Here is a 16742-nt window from a genome sequence, read left to right on the forward strand (position 1 = left end):
CACACTCGCTACTGGGCAGCGCGCTCCAACACGAGTTCACGCACCCGCGCGGCATCCGCCTGGCCCTTCATGGCCTTCATGACGGCACCGATGATCGCGCCGGCGGCCTGCACCTTGCCGTCGCGGATCTTCTCGAGCACGTCGGGCTGCGAGGCGAGTGCCTCATCGATCGCGGCGATCAGTGCGCCGTCATCAGAGACGACGGCAAGACCGCGCGCCTTGACGACGTCCTGAGGCGAGCCCTCCCCCGCGATGACGCCTTCGAGCACCTGGCGCGCGAGGCGGTCGGTCAGTTCGCCGTCCTCCACCATCGCGACGAGCTCGGAGACCTGCATGGGCGAGACAAGCGTTGCCGCGTCGACGCCACGCTCGTTCGCGATGCGCGCGATCTCGCCCGTCCACCACTTGCGGGCGGCGTGGGCGGATGCCCCGGCCGCCGTCGTGGCCTCGACCTCGTTGAGCAGGCCCGAGTTCACGACATCCTGGAACTCCAGGTCGGTGAAGCCCCAGGCCTCCTTGAGGCGACGGCGACGCACGGCCGGCGGCTCAGGAAGGGCTGCTCGCAGTTCCTCGATCAGCTCCCGCGACGGCTCGACCGGCACAAGGTCGGGCTCAGGGAAGTAGCGATAGTCGTCGGCGTCGCTCTTCGGACGCCCCGCAGAGGTCACGCCCGTGTCCTCGTGCCAGTGGCGAGTCTCCTGGATGATCGTGCCACCCTTCGCCAGGATGGCCGCCTGCCGCTGGATCTCGTAGCGAATCGCCCGCTCGACGCTGCGGAGGCTGTTGACGTTCTTCGTCTCAGTGCGGGTGCCGAGGGGCGCCGGCTCTTCACCGGGTGCCGTGCGCGGACGCAGCGAGACGTTGGCGTCACAGCGAAGGTTGCCGCGCTCCATGCGCGCCTCAGAGATGCCGAGGCCGATGACGATGTCGCGAATGGTCGCGACGTAGGCCTTGGCGAGCTCGGGGGCACGGTGCTCCGCGCCGAAGATCGTCTTCGTGACGATCTCCACGAGCGGCACACCCGCGCGGTTGTAGTCGACGAGCGAGTACTCGGCGCCCTGGATGCGACCGGTAGCGCCACCGACGTGCGTCAGCTTGCCGGCGTCCTCCTCCATGTGGGCGCGTTCGATCGGCACCTCGAAGCGTGTGCCGTCGGCAAGCTCCACCTCGACGGAACCCTCGAACGCGATGGGCTCGTCGTACTGGCTGATCTGGTAGTTCTTCGCGAGGTCCGGGTAGAAGTAGTTCTTCCGGGCGAAGCGCGACGACGGCGCGATCTCGCAACCGAGCGCGAGGCCCAGGCTGATCGAGTACTTGACGGCCTGCTCGTTGACCACGGGCAGCGACCCGGGCAGCCCGAGGTCGACGGGCGTGATCATGGTGTTGGGCTCGCCCGTGCCGCCGTCCGCCGCTGCCGGGTTGGGGGCATCCGAGAACATCTTCGTCGTGGTGTTGAGTTCGACGTGCACCTCGAAACCCAGTACGGGCTCGAAGAGCTCGAGGGCCTTGTCGAAGTCCATCAGTTCTGCCTTGGCCATCAGACCGCTCCCTCCTGAGCCGCGAAGTCCTCGCCGAAGGCGAGATTTGGTGCCTTACTGAGCAGCGGATGTCCCCACTGCTCCTCAAAGAGCGACTCGAGTGCCGCGCCGACCGTGTACAGACGGGCGTCCTCTCGGACAGGGGCCATGATCTGCAGGCCCGTGGGGAGCCCGTCTTCCTCGGCGAGGCCCATCGGCAGGCTCATGCCGGGCACGCCAGCGAGGTTGGCAGGAATCGTCGTGACGTCGTTGAGGTACATCGCGAGCGGGTCGTTGAGCTTCTCACCGAGCTTGAACGCCGTCGTGGGCGCCGCGGGCGAGACGAGCACGTCGGCCTGCGTGAAGGCTGCGTCGAAGTCGCGCTGGATGAGCGTGCGCACCTTCTGCGCGCTGCCGTAGTAGGCGTCGTAGTAGCCCGCGCTGAGCGCATAGGTGCCCAGGATGATGCGGCGCTTGACCTCATCGCCGAAGCCCTGCTCGCGCGTTGCCGCCATGACCTCCTCGACCGTGCCGCCGTTCGGCAGCGTGGCACGCATGCCGAAGCGCACGGAGTCGAACTTGGCGAGGTTGCTCGAGGCCTCAGCGGGGAGGATCAGGTAGTAGGCCGCGATTGCGTAGTCGAAGCTCGGAGCCGAGACCTCGACGATCTCGGCGCCGGCGGCGGCCATCGTGTCGAGCGCCTTGAGGAACAGCGAGTGGACACCCGGCTGGAAGCCCTCGCGGTCGAGCTCCTTGACGACGCCGACACGCACGCCGGCGAGCGAACGCGACTGGGCACCGGCGCGAGCCGCCTCGGCGAAGCTCGGCCATGCGTCGCGCAGCGACGTCGAGTCGCGCGGGTCATGCCCTCCGATGACGTCGTGCAGCAGGGCCGCGTCGAGCACCGTGCGCGTGACGGGGCCCACCTGGTCGAGCGACGACGCGAGGGCGATCGCACCGTAGCGTGAGACGCCGCCGTAGGTCGGCTTGACACCCACCGTGCCGGTCACGGCCCCGGGCTGGCGGATCGAGCCACCCGTGTCGGAACCGAGCGCGAGGGGCGCCTCAAAGGCCGCGACTGCCGCGGCCGAACCGCCGCCCGAGCCGCCCGGGATGCGCTCGAGGTCCCAGGGATTGCGCGTCGGGCCGTAGGCCGAGTGCTCGGTCGACGAGCCCATCGCGAACTCATCCATGTTGGTCTTGCCGAGGGGAATCAGGTCGGCGTCGCGCAGCCGACGCACGACCGTCGCGTCATACGGCGGCACCCAGCCCTCGAGGATCTTCGACCCGGCGGTCGATGGCATGTCGATCGTGCAGAGCACGTCCTTGATCGCCACGGGTACTCCCGCAAGCGGCGACAGCTTCTCGCCCGCCGCGCGCCGCGCGTCGACCGCTGCGGCGGTCTGGACCGCGGCATCCGACACGTGGAGGAACGCGTGCACGTCGCCGTCGACCGCGGCGATGCGGTCGAGGTGGGCCTGCGTCGCCTCGACGCTCGACACCTCGCCGCTCGAGAGCTTCTCCGCGAGCGCGGCCGCTGTGAGGGTGGTCAGGTCGCTCACTGTTCTTCTCCCAGGATCGCGGAGACGGCGAAGCGCGTGCCATCGTGCTCGGGCGCGCCCGCAAGCGCCTGCTCGGTCGTCAGCGTCTCCCCCACGACGTCGTCGCGGAAGACGTTCGACAGCGGGATCGGGTGCGAGGTTGCCGGGACGTCGGGCGTTGCGATCTCGGAGACCTTCGCGATCGAATCGACGATGGCACCGAGTTCACCGGTCAACTTGTCGATCTCCTCGGGAGTGAGGGCGATTCGCGCGAGGTTGGCGAGGTGCGCAACCTGTTCCGGCGTGATCTGCTCGTGCGGCGCGGGGCGCCCTGTCGAGTTCTGGGACATGCGGCTCCAAGGTGGATGTGCGGGGGTTCGGGCCCCAGTCAGGGCCAATCGGCCAATTCTATCCGGCGGCCAGGAGTTGCTGGCCCGAGGCCCCTGTCACGCGTTCCCCGAGGCCGAGCCCGATGAGCGCGAAGTTGCGCATCGATTCGGAGTGCTTCGCGAAGTATCCGAGGTGGCCGGTGACCGCGGCGAGGGTCTCGCCCGTTGCGCCATCGACTCCGCCCGCGACGCCCATGACGACTGCTCCGAAACCCGGGGCGCCTGGGTCCGCCCCGTGGATCGCGGTGTCAACGATCGGATCCCAGCTCGCCTCTGCGACGAAGACCGTTCCCTCCTCGAGCCCGAAGTCGGCCGCGCGCTCGACCCCGACTCCCGGGGAACCCGCGATGGCGATCGCGTCAATATCGAGCGTGCCGCGGGCGAGGGAGAGCGACGCCGCGGTCGAACCATAGGAATGGGCGATGAGGGAGACGTGCGGTTGCTCGGCACCCCGCGCCGCGCGAAGGCCCGCGACCGTGGCATCCAGCTGCTGCGCGCCCTCACGTGCCCTGTCGAGGGTGCCGACCGTGAAGATGTCGGGGGTCTCGTAGCCCATCCATGCCACGGTCGCGAAGCTTGCGGCGGCAAGGGACGCATCCTGCGAACTGCCTCGCACGAGGCCAGCCTTGTCGCGGTGGATGTCGAGGGCGATCTCCGTCCAGTCGACGATCTGGCCCTCGACCGTGAAGAACATTCCCGGCACGAGGTAGCTAACGTAGTCGGCGACATCGAGGTCACCGAGCGCCACGACGGCGCGGCCCGGCCACGTGTCATCCACCGCGATGAGGGAACGCATGGGCGCTGCCTGCCTCGGGCCCAGTGCTTTCTCGATCTCGCGGAGCATCGACAGGCGGGACTCCGCCTCGTGCCGCGCCGAGCGCCCCGTCGTCGTGGCGACGTCATCTTCGAGTTGCCGCAGCGAGTCCTCGAGGAAGGCGCGGTTCGCCTTGTCGCGAATGGAATAGGGCATGCCCTCGAGGTTGCCGAGCAGGCGAGGGAGCGTGCGAAGCAGGCTGTGCCGTTGCCCCGCGTGCACGCTCGACCACCAATCGGCGACGACGGACGCGGGAGGCGGCTCCTCCAGCACAGAAGCCACCACACCGGGGTGGTCGAGCGCGAAGCGTTCGAGGCTCACGACGTCGCTCAGCGCCAGCGCATGAAGGAGCTCGGCACCCGTGAGCCCCGCAAGCTCATCCGACGTGACCGCCGTTTCGACGGAAAGGGTGGGCAGCCCGCTGACTGCCGCGTTGTAGGAGACGGCGTGTGCCCGTGTGACCGGTGCTTGCGAGCCTTTCGTAGGCTCGTCGAAGGTGGCGACGAGAGTCGACGCGAGTCCGAGGAGGATGGTCGATGCCGCGATCAGCGCCACAAGACGAGGCAACACGAGTAGCCCTTCTGCCGAGCGATCGGACAGTTTCGTGTTGAGTCTACTTCGGGTCTCCCGCAAATGAGCTACCGCGCTGGCGCGAGCGGCCACCCGTCAGTCGTTGTTCTCGAGCCCCGCAGGCCCCTCACGCACGAGGATGGCGAACTGGTCTGCGTCGATGATTCGGAGGCCGAGTTCCTCGGCCTTCGCGAGTTTCGAACCGGCGCCCGGCCCGGCCGCGACGAAGTCGGTCTTCTTCGACACGCTTGACGCCGCCTTGCCCCCGGCCGCGATGATTGCCTCCTGTGCACCCTCGCGTGTGAAGCCCTCGAGCGAACCGGTGGCCACGACCGTCAGGCCGGCAAGCGGACCGCCCGCAGCAGCAGCCCCTGGCCCGGGATGCCCCGGGGTCGAGAACTGCACGCCGGCGGCCGCCCAACGGTCGACGATCTCGCGGTGCCAGTCGATTTCGAACCAGTCGATGAGCGCGTCCGCGATGATGCCGCCAACGCCGTCGACCGCGGCAAGTTCCTCGCGCGTCGCCGTGCGAATCGCGTCAAGCGAGCCGAAGTAGTCGGCGAGGGCCCTCGCGGCCACGGGCCCGACGTGACGGATGTTGAGGCTCACGAGGATGCGCCACAGGGGCTTCGTCTTCGCCGACTCGAGGTTGTCGATGAGCTCGATCGCGCCTTTAGAGGGAACTGCGTGCTCGTCCCCGGAGAACTCACCGGACTCGGGATCATATGGCGGGTCGCTCTTCTTGCGCTGCCGCTGGAACGGCGTGACGACCTTGGGTTCCCCATCATCGCCGAGTTTGACCATTCCCGTCTCGCTGTCGCGAACCTGCACCCTGATGGGGAAGAGCTCGCGCACCGTGAGCTCGAAAAGGCCTGCCTCCGTCTCGAGCGGTGGCTCGGCAGGAAACAGCGGCTGGGTGAGGGCCGCGGCGCTGACCTCCCCCAATCCCTCGATGTCGAGTGCGCCACGGCTGCCGACGTGCTCGACGCGGCCCCGCACCTGCGCTGGGCAGGCCCGCGCGTTGGGGCACCTGAGGTCGATATCGCCCTCCTTTGCCGGCCGCAGCGGCGTGCCGCACTCTGGACAGTCGCTCGGCATGACGAACTCGCGCTCCGAGCCGTCGCGCAACTCGACGACGGGGCCGAGAACCTCGGGAATCACGTCGCCTGCCTTGCGGAGCACCACCGTGTCGCCGATGAGCACGCCCTTCGCCTTCACGACGTCTTGATTGTGGAGCGTCGCCTGGCGCACCTCGCTGCCGGCGACGCGCACCTTCTCCATGACAGCGAACGGGGTGGCTCGGCCCGTGCGTCCGACGCTCACGACGATGTCGAGCAGCTTCGTGTTGACCTGCTCCGGCGGGTACTTGTAGGCAATCGCCCACCGTGGCGCTCGACTCGTCGCCCCGAGCTCGTCGTGCAGCGCGAGCTCATCGACCTTGATGACGATGCCGTCGATCTCGTGCTCGACCGAGGCACGGTGCTCGCCATAGTGCTCGATGAAGGCCTCGACCTCCTTCGCCGTGCCGACGACGCGGTAGTGGGAGCTTGTGGGCAGGCCCCACTGCGCGAGGAGTTCGTAGACCTGCGACTGCGCGGCGACGGGCGGGTTCGGCCAGGCGCCGATGCCGTGCACGAGCATCCGGAGCTTCGACAGTCGGCGGTGCATCTGGGCGAGCTTCTCGGCAGACTTGCCCTCCGCCTTCTGGCGCAGGGAGCCCGAGGCGGCGTTGCGCGGGTTGGCGAAGATCCGCTCGCCTGCTTCGGCCTGCTCTGCGTTCAGCTCGCGGAACGCCTCGACGGGAATGAACACCTCGCCGCGCACCTCGACGAGGGGCGGATGCCCCGTGCCGGCAAGCCTCTGCGGAATCGATTCGACGAGGCGGATGTTCTCGGTGACGTCTTCGCCAGTGCGCCCGTCACCGCGCGTCGCGGCGGTCGTGAGCACGCCGTTCTCGTAGCGCAGGTTGATCGCCAGGCCGTCGATCTTGAGTTCGCACAGGTAGTCGATGTGGCGGTGCGCGTCGCGCTCGACCTTCGTGGCCCACGCGCCGAATTCCTCGAGTGAGAAGACGTTGTCGAGGCTCAGCATGCGTTCCGCGTGCTCCACGGGATCGAAGAGCGCTTGTGCGCGACCCCCGACCGTCTGCGTCGGGCTGTCCTGCCCCTGCAGCTCGGGGAAGAGTCGCTCGAGCTCCTCGAGGCGACGCATCATGGCGTCATACTCCTCGTCGGAGACGAGCACCTCGTCGCGCTCGTAGTAGGCCTCGCGCAGTTCAAGGATGCGGTTCGTGAGCTGATCTGCCTCGGCCTTCGCCGACTCGAGCTCTGGAGGGGTCACGGACTCTGCCACGAGGTCAAGTGTATGTACGACCGCCGACACAGCGATCGAAACAATGCCGTAACCCACTTGGGGGGTAAAGTCATCGAAATCTGCACCATGCCCCTACCCAACGGAGGATGTCCATGCACACAAGAACTCGCCGACAGCGCCGCCTCGGCGCTGTCGCCGGAACCGCGCTCGGCGCAATGCTCGTGACGGGGTGCGTCGCGAGCGAGCGAGGCGAAGACTCAGGGGATGCCGCGGGCACCTTCGTGTTCGCAGCATCCGCGGAGCCCGTGACGCTCGATCCGGCCTTCGCCAACGACGGCGAGACGTTCCGCGTCGCCCGGCAGATCTTCGAGGGCCTCATCGGCGTCGAACAGGGCAGCGCTGACCCCGCTCCCCTCCTCGCTGAATCGTGGGAGGGAAGCGACGACGGCCTGAGCTACACCTTCGACCTCAAGGAGGGCGTGACCTTCCACGACGGCACCGAGTTCAATGCCGAGGCGGTGTGCTATAACTTCGACCGCTGGCACAACTTCGAGGGCATCGCACAGAGCCCGAGCGCCTCGTACTACTACAACAACCTCTTCAAGGGTTTCGCGGGTGACGAGGGCGCGGTCTACGAGAGCTGCGAGGCACCGAGCGAGAATGAGGCCATCGTGCACCTGACGCAGCCCTGGGCCGGATTCATCGCCGCCCTGTCGCTCCCGTCGTTCTCGATGCAGAGCCCGACCGCCCTCCAGGAGTACGGCGCCGACGACATCGGCGGCACGGAGGAGGCCCCGAGCATCTCCGAGTACGGCTCAGAGCACCCGACGGGCACGGGCCCCTTCACGTTCTCCTCGTGGGACGCCGGCTCGCAGGTCGAGCTCACGGCGTATGACGACTACTGGGGCGAGCAGGGCGATGTCACGGATGTCATCTTCCGCGTGATCGACGACCCCAACGCCCGTCGCCAGGCGCTTGAGGCAGGCACGATCGACGGCTACGACCTCGTGTCCCCCGCCGACACCGCTGCCCTCGAGGAGGACGGCTTCCAGATCCTCGCCCGCGACCCCTTCACGATCCTCTACCTGGGCATCAACCAGGCCGTGCCGGAGCTCCAGGACGTGCGCGTTCGTCAGGCGATCAGCATGGCGATCGACAAGGAGCAGCTCGTCAACCAGACGCTGCCCGAGGGCACCGAACTGGCGACGCAGTTCATCCCGCCCGTCGTCTCGGGGTACAACGAGGACGTCACGACCTACGACTACGACGTCGACGCGGCCAAAGCGCTGCTCGCCGAGGCGGGAATCCCCGAGGGTTGGGAGCTGACCTTCAACTACCCGACCAACGTGTCGCGTCCCTACATGCCGAACCCGGAGGAGATCTTCACGGTGTTGAGCACCCAGCTCTCCGAGATCGGCATCACAGTCGTGCCCCAGGCGAATGAGTGGGGTGAGTACCTCGACATCATGCAGGGCAGCTCCGACCACGGCATCCACCTGCTCGGCTGGACGGGAGACTACAACGACACCGACAACTTCGTCGGCGTCTTCTTCGGCCAGCCCTCGATGGAGTTCGGATTCGACAACCCCGAACTCTTCAACGCCCTGACGGAGGCGCGAGGCACCGCGACGATCGAGGAACAGCTGCCGCTGTATGAGGACATCAACCAGATGATCGCCGAGTACATCCCGGCCGTGCCCCTCGCCCACCCGGCACCCTCGCTCGCATTCAGTGAGCGAGTCGGCAGCTACCCCGTGAGCCCCGTCAATGACGAGGTCTACAACCTGGTCGAGCTGAACGACTAGTCCGTCATGATGGGGGCACCCCGCGGGGTGCCCCCATCACCACGACCAGCGCCGGCTGGCCAACCCTGAGGATGCCTGTGCTCCAAGTGATCGCGAAGCGCCTTGCGCTCGTCGTGCCCACCCTCTTCGGCCTCTCGCTGCTGCTCTTCCTCTGGGTGCGGGCGCTCCCGGGCGGACCCGCGAGTGCGCTCCTCGGCGAGCGCGCCACGCCAGAGCGCGTCGAGCAAATCAACGAGCTTTACGGCTTCAACAAGCCGATCCTCGAGCAGTACCTGACCTACATGGGCCGCCTGCTGAGTGGGGACTTCGGCGTCTCGATCCAGACTGGCCGACCCGTGCTCGAGGAGTTCGCCAACCGCTTCCCCGCGACCATGGAACTCAGCATCGTCGCCCTCATTCTCGCAGTCGGCATCGGTGTTCCCCTCGGCTACATCTCCGCGAAGCGCTACGGGAGGCTTCCCGACCACGTCGCGGTCGTCGTGAGTCTCGTCGGCATCACGGTGCCCGTCTTCTTCCTCGCCTTCATCCTCAAGTACTTCTTCGCCGTCGAGCTCGGCTGGTTCCCACCAGACGGGCGCATGGACGCCCGGATGGACGCGACCCGCGTGACGGGCTTCTACGTGCTCGACGGCATCCTCACGGCCGAATGGGACGCCGCGTGGGATGCCTTCATGCACCTCGTCCTTCCCGGCATCGCCCTCGGCACGATCCCGCTCGCGATCATCGCGCGCATCACACGCGCCTCCGTGCTCGAGACACAGGGCGCCGACTTCGTGCGCACGGCACGGGCCAAGGGGCTTCACGACTCCTCGATCCGTGACCGCTTCGTGCTGCGCAACGCCATGCTGCCCGTCGTCACGACGATCGGCCTGCAACTCGGCCTCCTCATCTCGGGAGCCGTGCTCACCGAGACGGTCTTCGCCTTCTCGGGCATCGGCCAGTTCCTTGCGACCGCGATCTTCCGGCGCGATTATCCCGTCCTCCAGGGATTCATCCTGTTCATCGCGGTGCTGTACGCCCTCATCAACCTGATCGTTGATGTGAGTTACAGCATCATCGACCCGAGGGTGCGTGTGCAGTGAGCTCCTACCTTCCTCCCGCCCCCGAATCCGGCGCCGGCGCCACCGCTCCCTCTGGCGGCGCAGATTCGGCTCGCGCGAGCCGCGGTTCGAGCCTCTGGGGCGACGCGTGGCGCCGGCTCAGGCGCAATCCGCAGGCGATCGTGGGCGCCTCGATCGTGGCCGTCTTCGTGCTCGTTGCGATCCTGGCGCCCGTGCTCGCGCCCTACGGCGGCCAGGAACTGCCCGGCGCCCGCTTCATCCGCCCCACCGTCATCCCGGGCATCGGCGAGGTGGAGGGCTTCGTGCTCGGCCTCGACCGTTTCGGCGGGGATGTGCTGAGCAAGCTCATCTGGGGCGCGCAGGCGTCGCTGCTCATCGGCCTCATCTCGACCGCCCTCGGGCTGCTCGGTGGCCTCCTGCTTGGCCTGGTCGCCGCAACCTTCGGTGGCTGGGTCGACAACGTGGTCATGCGCGTCGTCGATGTGCTCCTCTCGGTTCCGAACCTCCTGCTCGCGGTAAGCATCGCCGCCGTCCTGGGGCAGACTCCCTATGCCGTCATGATCGCGATCGCCGTGAGCCAGGTGCCCATCTTCGCCCGCCTCCTGCGCTCCTCCATGCTCGCGCAGCAGAGTTCCGAGTATGTGCTCGCGGCGAAGTCGCTCGGGCTCGGCAAGCCCGCGATCTCCTTCACGCACGTGCTGCCAAACAGCCTCGGCCCCGTCATCGTGCAGGGCACGCTCTCGCTCGCGACGGCCGTCATCGAGGCCGCCGCCCTCTCATTCCTCGGCCTCGGCGGAGGGCGCCCAGAGACCGCCGAGTGGGGGCGGATGCTCACCTACGCCCAGAACGAACTGGCGATCGCGCCGCAGCTGGCCTTCCTTCCAGGTCTCTGCATCGCGATCACGGCGCTCGGCTTCACACTGCTGGGAGAGTCCATGCGCGAGGCACTCGACCCCCGTTCGGGAGCACGCCGCCGCTGACGCGGCAGTCGGCGCCCCGAGTCGACAGCTCAGGCTGAGGCGCGCTCGTTGCCCGGGATGGCCGCCAGCAGCGCCTTCGTGTACTCGTGCTTCGGGTTCTGGAACAGTTCCTCGCTCGGCGCCGCCTCGACGATACGGCCGTCCTTCATGACACACACGTAGTCGCTGATCAGCCGCACGACCGCGAGGTCATGGCTGATGAAGACGTAACTGAGCCCGAGTTTCACCTGCAGGTCGTCGAGCAGCGTGAGCACCTGCGACTGCACGAGCACGTCGAGGGCCGAGACCGGTTCGTCGCACACGATGAGGTCAGGGTCGAGCGCGAGTGCTCGCGCGATTGCGACGCGCTGTCGCTGGCCGCCACTCAACTCGGAGGGGTAGCGCTTCGCCGTGTCGCTCGGCAACGCGACCTGTTCCAGTAGCTCGCGAACCTTGGCACGGCGCTCGGCGGGGGTACCGCGGCGGTAGACCTTGAGGGGTTCCTCGATGATCCGCTCGACCGTGAACGAGGGGTTGAGCGAGGAGTACGGGTCTTGGAAGATCGGCTGCACGCGCTGGCGGAAGTCGCGCAGCTGCGCCTTCGAGAGATTCGCAACGTCATTGCCGTCGAAGAGGATGGAGCCGCTCGTGGGCTCGACGACGCGCAGCAGCATCCGTGCCGTCGTCGTCTTACCCGAGCCCGACTCCCCCACGATCGCCACGGTCGTGCCGCGGGGCACGTCGATCGTGACATCGTCGGCAGCGACAAAGTCGCCCGCCTTGCCGCGCCGGCGGAACACCTTCGTGAGCCCCCGCACCTCCATGATGTTCTCGTGTTGTCCACCCGAGGCCGCGTGCCGCTGTGGCTGCTCGCGGATGGCGGCAATGCTCGGGGCCGCCGCAACGAGTCGACGCGTGTACTCGTGTTCGGGTGCCGTGAGGATCTGCTGGGCCGGCCCCGTCTCCACGGTGCGCCCCTGGCTCATGACGACGACGCGGGAGGCGCGCTCGGCGGCGAGGCCGAGGTCGTGCGTGATGAGCAGGACGCTCGTGCCGATCTCGTCGGTCATCCGTTCGATCTGGTCGAGGATCGTGCGCTGCACCGTGACGTCCAGGGCGCTGGTCGGCTCGTCCGCGATCAGCAGGCGCGGACGGCAGGCAAGCCCAATCGCGATGAGCGCGCGCTGGCGAAGGCCGCCAGAGAGTTCGTGGGGGTACTGCTTGGCGCGCTGGGCCGGATCGGGGATCCCCGCCGACGCCAGCACCTCGACCACCTTGCGATCGACGTCCCGTCGGGTCGCCATCTCATGTGCCAGGAGCGTCTCGGCCACCTGCGTGCCGATCTTGGAGACGGGGTTAAGGTTTGACATTGGGTCCTGCGGCACGAGTCCGATCGAGGCGCCCCGGATGCTGCGAAGCCGCGACTCCTTGGCCCCCACTAGTTCGGCTCCGTCGAAGAGGATGCTGCTGCCGGCGCCGACGCGCGCATTCCCCGGCAGGAGGCCGATGATCGCCATGGCGCTCGTCGACTTGCCAGAGCCTGACTCCCCCACGATGGCGACCGTCTCGCCCTGTGCGATGTCGAGCGAAAAGCCCGTGACCGCCTCAACGGGCCCCGACTCGGTCGAGAAGCTGATCGCGAGATCGCGGACCTGCAGGAGAGGGGCGTGCTGTGGGGCATCCGTCATTCCCCCATTGTGCCGCAGGGCACCCCATTTCGGGGGTGCTTCAGTGCGCGGCGAGCGGCGCCGCACTCACGGTGCGGTCGATCGTGCACTGGCCGAGCACGCGCGTGCCGACGTAGACGACGGCGGTCTGGCCCGTCGAGACACCGTTCAGGGGCACGTTTGGACGGATAACCAGCTCGCCCGCCTCGACATGGGCGAGCGCCGGAACCGGCTCCGAGTGTGCCCGCACCTGCACGTGGCAAGCGAATGGAGTGGCGGCGTCGGCGGGAGCGAGGCCCGCCCAGCTGAAGCGGCTCCCCGCGATCTCGGCGAGGTCGAGCGCCTCGCGCGGGCCCACGACGACCGTGTTCTGCTTGGGCTGGATGTCGAGCACGTAGCGAGGACGACCATCCACGCTGGGGATACCGAGATTGAGTCCTTTGCGCTGGCCGATCGTGAAGGCCGCGGCACCCTCGTGCTTACCGACCTTGTTGCCCTCGCGATCGAGGATGATGCCGGGCTCGGCGCCCAGCCGCTCGGCGAGCCAGCCGCGCGTGTCGCCGTCGGGGATGAAGCAGATGTCGTGGCTGTCGGGCTTGCTCGCGACGCTGAAGCCGCGCTCGGCTGCCTCGGCCCGCACCTCCGCCTTGGACGGCGTGTCGGCCAGCGGGAACATGCAGTGCTCCAGCTGCTCGGCCGTGAGCACGCCCAGCACATATGACTGGTCCTTGGCCCAGTCGGCCGCACGGTGGAGTTCACGGTTGCCGTGTTCGTCTTCACGAATCGCGGCATAGTGGCCCGTGACGACAGCGTCGAAGCCGAGGTCGAGTGCCTTCTCGAGGAGCGCCGCGAACTTGATCTTCTCGTTGCAGCGCATGCAGGGGTTGGGCGTGCGACCCGCCTCATACTCGGCGATGAAGTCGTCGACGACATCGGCCTTGAAGCGCTCCGAGAAATCCCACACGTAGTACGGGATGCCCATGATGTTGGCAGCGCGCTGCGCGTCCATCGAGTCCTCGATGGTGCAGCATCCGCGGCTGCCGGCGCGGAGCGTGCCCGGCATTCGGCTCAGCGCGAGGTGTACGCCGACGACCTCATGGCCCGCGTCGACCGCGCGCGCGGCGGCGACCGCTGAGTCCACCCCGCCGCTCATCGCCGCCAGAATCTTCATCGCAGCAGTCTACGCGGCCGCATCTGAGCGGTCACGGGGTGTCGTCAAGCGCCGTCGCACAAGGGGGTGTGGTCAGTTCCGGGTTCGATGAGGCGTGCGAGGAGTTCCACGAGCAGGCGCTCGGTGACTTCCGGCGGCAGCGCTTCCATGAGCGCGAGCACGGGCGCCATGCGGGCGGGGAGCGCCCCGCCAGCCCCGCCGAGTCCCAGGCCGGCCAAGACGGCGGCCGCCGTGTGCGAATCCATGCCGCCCGCGCCAGCCGCCGCGAGCATCCCGGCGGGGACGGATGCGAGTACATCGCGCTCCCCGGCGGAGGGAACGCCCCTCACCTCATCCGCTCCGGAGCACAGTGCAGTGCCGAGCTCCCCGAGCACCCCCTCAGTCACGGGAGTGATGGTGAGGTGCGTAGTCTTTGCCAGGCGCACGCCGTTCGCCTGCACGAGCCCCGGTTGCTGCTGCAGGAGCCACCCGTGTGCGCGCACCGCGTCGGCCCAGTGGTGCGGGTCGACCTGGCGTGCGGCGGGTGCCGCGACATCCGTCTCGACGGCGAAGAGCGGGCCGACGGGCGCGCCGACGACGCGAAGCCCCTCGATGCCGTCGATGACGCCGCGCAGGGCCTCCGTCGCCCGCCGCATGGCGGCTGTCAGGCGAGCGAAGCCGTGCTCCCCCAGCCGCTCGATGATGGCCCAGGCGGCCGCAAGGGAACCGGCGGACTTCGACCCCATCATCGTCGGATTCACGACGGGGTAACCAGGCCAGCGTGTCGTGGCGAAGTACTGCGCACGGTGACGATCGAGTCCGCGATGCAGCAGCACAGACGCGCCCTTGGGTGCGTAGCCGTACTTGTGCAGGTCGGCGGAGATGCTCGTGACGCCCTCGACCGCGAAGTCCCACTGGGGCACCCCACCCCACCAGGGCAGCGCCCACCCGCCGATGCAGGCGTCGACGTGGCATGGAACTCCGGCGGCGGATGCCGCGGCGGCGACCTCATCGATGGGGTCGAGGCTCGCGTGCGGGTAGGCGGGCGCGGAGACCACGATGAGCGCAACATCCGCCGACACGCGCGCGAGCAGCTCCCCGGCATCGGCCGAACCGTCGGCGGCGACCGGTACGAGGTCGAGCTCGAGCCCGAAGTAGTGGGCAGCCTTGTGGAACGCGGCGTGCACGGTCGCGGGGGCGAGGAGCCGGGGTGTCCCAGAGCCACCCGCGGCCCTCCACAGGTCGCGGGCCGTCTTGACGGCCAGGAGGCAGCTCTCCGTGCCGCCTGAGGTGACGGAGCCGACGACCGAGTCGTCACCATGGAGTATCCGTCGTGCGAATCCGACAACCTCGCGTTCCATGGCCGCGACCGATGGGAACGTCGTCGGATCGAGGCCATTGACCGGCTGCATGATGCGGATCGCCTGTGCTGCGAGCTCATCGAGTTCCGCGAGGCCGGAGTCGTAGACGTAGGAGAGCACGCGTCCGCCGTGTGTCGGGGCATCCGCTTCACGAAGCGTGCGGAGCCGGGCGAGGATCGCCTCCGATTCGGGGCTCAGCGGGGTCGCAGTCACGGTGCCTCCTGCACGATGGGGGAACGTCGCGGTTCATCGGTGTCTGCCTTGCGAAGGCGATAGTGGCGGAGGGTGACGAGGCTCGCAAGCATGAATGCCGCGGGCACGACGCTGAAGCTGAGCACGATGCCATCGATCGCAGCGTCGGGCTGCACGGCAACGACTCCCGCGACACTCTCGACGTACCCGCTGACGGCGAGCACGATCGTGAGCACCGTCGCGCCGAATGCCATGCCGGTGGTCTCGCCCGCCGTCCACACTCCCCCGAAGATGCCAGCGCGGCTCAGCCCCGTCACGCGTTCGTCGTGCGAGATCACATCCGGCAGCATCGCCATGGGCAGCGACTGCATGCCCGCGTATGCTCCGCCCGCCACGGCCACCGGCAGATAGACCCACGGGCCGGGGGCCCAGAGGAGGCCGAGCATCGACAGCGCGGCGAGGCTGAACAGCACGCTCGCGACCACGAATGCGCCGTGCTTGCCCACACGGCGAGACACCCGCCCCCAGACAGGCGCGAGCAGCAGCGCGGGCGCGATGAGCGCGACGAAGAGCAGCGTCACGGCGTCCTCGGAGCGGAGCACCCACGTCGCGACATACTGTGCGCCCGCGAGCATGAGTCCCGTCGCCAGGCCCTGCAGCACGAAGGTCGCGAGGAGGGCGCGGAACGGCTGGCTCGAGCGCAGTGCCGCGAGCCCGCCGCGGTAGGACTCCCCGAGCGACGTCCTCGGCGCGGTTCCCGGCGACGCGACGGGAGCCACACGCGAGGAGAGGAGCATCCCACCCCCGATGACGAGCCCCGCGACGACCGCCATGAGGAGGTACCCGGCACGCGGATCATCGCCGAGTCCGCGCAGCACCGGCCCGCCTGCGCCGAAGAGCAGGATCGCGAGGGTCAGCACCACGACACGCCACGTGAGCAGGCGGGTGCGGTCGTCGTAGCCGGCCGTGAGCTCGGCGGGCAGTGCGATGTACGGCACCTGGAAGAGGCTGAACGCCGTCGCGCAGAGCAGGAACGCGAGCGCGACCCACACTGCGGATGCCACCGGTCCGATCCCCGCGGGAACAGCGAAGGTCAGCACGAAGAAGACCGGCAGGGCGACGCCGCCAAGCACCATGAACCGTCGACGCGACCCGGTCGCGACGAGGCTCGCGTCGCTGCGCGCACCGATAACCGGGTCGATGATGACGTCCCAGATCTTCGCGAGCGTGACGACCAGCCCCGCGGCGAGCGCCGCGACACCGAGCGTGTCGGTCAGGTAGTAGACGAGCACGAGGCCCGGAAGCGTGCCGAAGCCGCCCGTTCCGAGCGAACCGACCGCGTAGGTGGCGATAGACCTACGGCTGACTGTCTGCGCCATTGCATCCATGGCGCCAGCATATTG

General features: G+C 68.3%; 12 protein-coding genes. 3 read left to right on the forward strand and 9 right to left on the reverse strand.

From position 1 onward, the window contains the following. Window positions 1–8 precede the first annotated feature (8 nt). The 5 genes from gatB to ligA all read right to left on the reverse strand — a co-directional run bounded on the left by gatB (window position 9) and on the right by ligA (window position 7183). Window positions 9–1538, reverse strand: coding sequence for an Asp-tRNA(Asn)/Glu-tRNA(Gln) amidotransferase subunit GatB (gene gatB, locus FVA74_RS08185; RefSeq protein WP_147721554.1), 1530 nt, complete (start codon window positions 1536–1538; stop codon window positions 9–11). After that, the gene (gene gatA, locus FVA74_RS08190; protein WP_147721555.1) at window positions 1538–3079 is read right to left on the reverse strand and encodes an Asp-tRNA(Asn)/Glu-tRNA(Gln) amidotransferase subunit GatA; all 1542 of its coding nucleotides are present in this window, start codon (window positions 3077–3079) and stop codon (window positions 1538–1540) included. The genes gatB and gatA overlap by 1 nt, the downstream gene beginning before the upstream one ends. Next, window positions 3076–3408, reverse strand: coding sequence for an Asp-tRNA(Asn)/Glu-tRNA(Gln) amidotransferase subunit GatC (gene gatC, locus FVA74_RS08195; protein WP_147721556.1), 333 nt, complete (start codon window positions 3406–3408; stop codon window positions 3076–3078). The genes gatA and gatC overlap by 4 nt, the downstream gene beginning before the upstream one ends. Before the next feature lie 58 nt (window positions 3409–3466). Beyond that, window positions 3467–4831, reverse strand: coding sequence for an alpha/beta hydrolase (locus FVA74_RS08200; RefSeq protein ID WP_147721557.1), 1365 nt, complete (start codon window positions 4829–4831; stop codon window positions 3467–3469). A gap of 96 nt (window positions 4832–4927) precedes the next feature. Further along, window positions 4928–7183, reverse strand: a complete 2256-nt coding sequence (gene ligA / locus FVA74_RS08205; protein WP_147721558.1) for an NAD-dependent DNA ligase LigA — start codon at window positions 7181–7183, stop codon at window positions 4928–4930. A gap of 113 nt (window positions 7184–7296) precedes the next feature. Between ligA and FVA74_RS08210 the strand changes: the two genes are divergently transcribed. The 3 genes from FVA74_RS08210 (at window position 7297) to FVA74_RS08220 (ending at window position 10990) form a co-directional block, all read left to right on the forward strand. Then, window positions 7297–8949 (forward strand): ABC transporter substrate-binding protein, encoded by a 1653-nt coding sequence (locus FVA74_RS08210; protein WP_147721559.1) that lies wholly within the window; start codon window positions 7297–7299, stop codon window positions 8947–8949. A 77-nt stretch (window positions 8950–9026) separates the two neighbouring features. After that, window positions 9027–10031 carry an ABC transporter permease gene (locus tag FVA74_RS08215; RefSeq protein WP_147721560.1) on the forward strand — a complete coding sequence of 335 codons (1005 nt, stop codon included), beginning with the start codon at window positions 9027–9029 and terminating at the stop codon, window positions 10029–10031. Further along, window positions 10028–10990, forward strand: a complete 963-nt coding sequence (locus FVA74_RS08220; protein WP_147721561.1) for an ABC transporter permease — start codon at window positions 10028–10030, stop codon at window positions 10988–10990. Before FVA74_RS08215 ends, FVA74_RS08220 begins: the two co-directional genes overlap by 4 nt. A gap of 29 nt (window positions 10991–11019) precedes the next feature. On the opposite strand, the gene FVA74_RS08225 is transcribed toward FVA74_RS08220, so the two are convergent. From FVA74_RS08225 to FVA74_RS08240, 4 genes are read right to left on the reverse strand one after another with little or no spacing between them, the layout of a single operon-like run. Then, on the reverse strand, window positions 11020–12657 hold the full coding sequence (locus FVA74_RS08225) for an ABC transporter ATP-binding protein (protein WP_147721562.1): 1638 nt from the start codon (window positions 12655–12657) through the stop codon (window positions 11020–11022). A gap of 40 nt (window positions 12658–12697) precedes the next feature. Next, on the reverse strand, window positions 12698–13807 hold the full coding sequence (mnmA, locus tag FVA74_RS08230) for a tRNA 2-thiouridine(34) synthase MnmA (RefSeq protein ID WP_147721563.1): 1110 nt from the start codon (window positions 13805–13807) through the stop codon (window positions 12698–12700). A 44-nt stretch (window positions 13808–13851) separates the two neighbouring features. Further along, window positions 13852–15360 carry a pyridoxal-dependent decarboxylase gene (locus FVA74_RS08235; protein ID WP_240792169.1) on the reverse strand — a complete coding sequence of 503 codons (1509 nt, stop codon included), beginning with the start codon at window positions 15358–15360 and terminating at the stop codon, window positions 13852–13854. Further along, window positions 15357–16727, reverse strand: coding sequence for an MFS transporter (locus FVA74_RS08240; protein ID WP_147721564.1), 1371 nt, complete (start codon window positions 16725–16727; stop codon window positions 15357–15359). The genes FVA74_RS08235 and FVA74_RS08240 overlap by 4 nt, the downstream gene beginning before the upstream one ends. Window positions 16728–16742 lie beyond the last annotated feature (15 nt).

The sequence above is a fragment of the Salinibacterium sp. dk2585 genome (assembly GCF_008001035.1).
In the GTDB taxonomy this organism is placed as follows: domain Bacteria; phylum Actinomycetota; class Actinomycetes; order Actinomycetales; family Microbacteriaceae; genus Homoserinimonas.

What these genes read in the sequence shown, in the direction of transcription:
- FVA74_RS08210 (WP_147721559.1), top strand. Translation starts at nt 7,297, where the DNA reads ATGCACACAAGAACTCGCCGACAGCGCCGCCTCGGCGCTGTCGCCGGA.
- gatC (WP_147721556.1), bottom strand. Translation starts at nt 3,408, where the DNA reads ATGTCCCAGAACTCGACAGGGCGCCCCGCGCCGCACGAGCAGATCACG.
- FVA74_RS08240 (WP_147721564.1), bottom strand. Translation starts at nt 16,727, where the DNA reads ATGGATGCAATGGCGCAGACAGTCAGCCGTAGGTCTATCGCCACCTAC.
- FVA74_RS08225 (WP_147721562.1), bottom strand. Translation starts at nt 12,657, where the DNA reads ATGACGGATGCCCCACAGCACGCCCCTCTCCTGCAGGTCCGCGATCTC.
- gatB (WP_147721554.1), bottom strand. Translation starts at nt 1,538, where the DNA reads ATGGCCAAGGCAGAACTGATGGACTTCGACAAGGCCCTCGAGCTCTTC.
- mnmA (WP_147721563.1), bottom strand. Translation starts at nt 13,807, where the DNA reads ATGAAGATTCTGGCGGCGATGAGCGGCGGGGTGGACTCAGCGGTCGCC.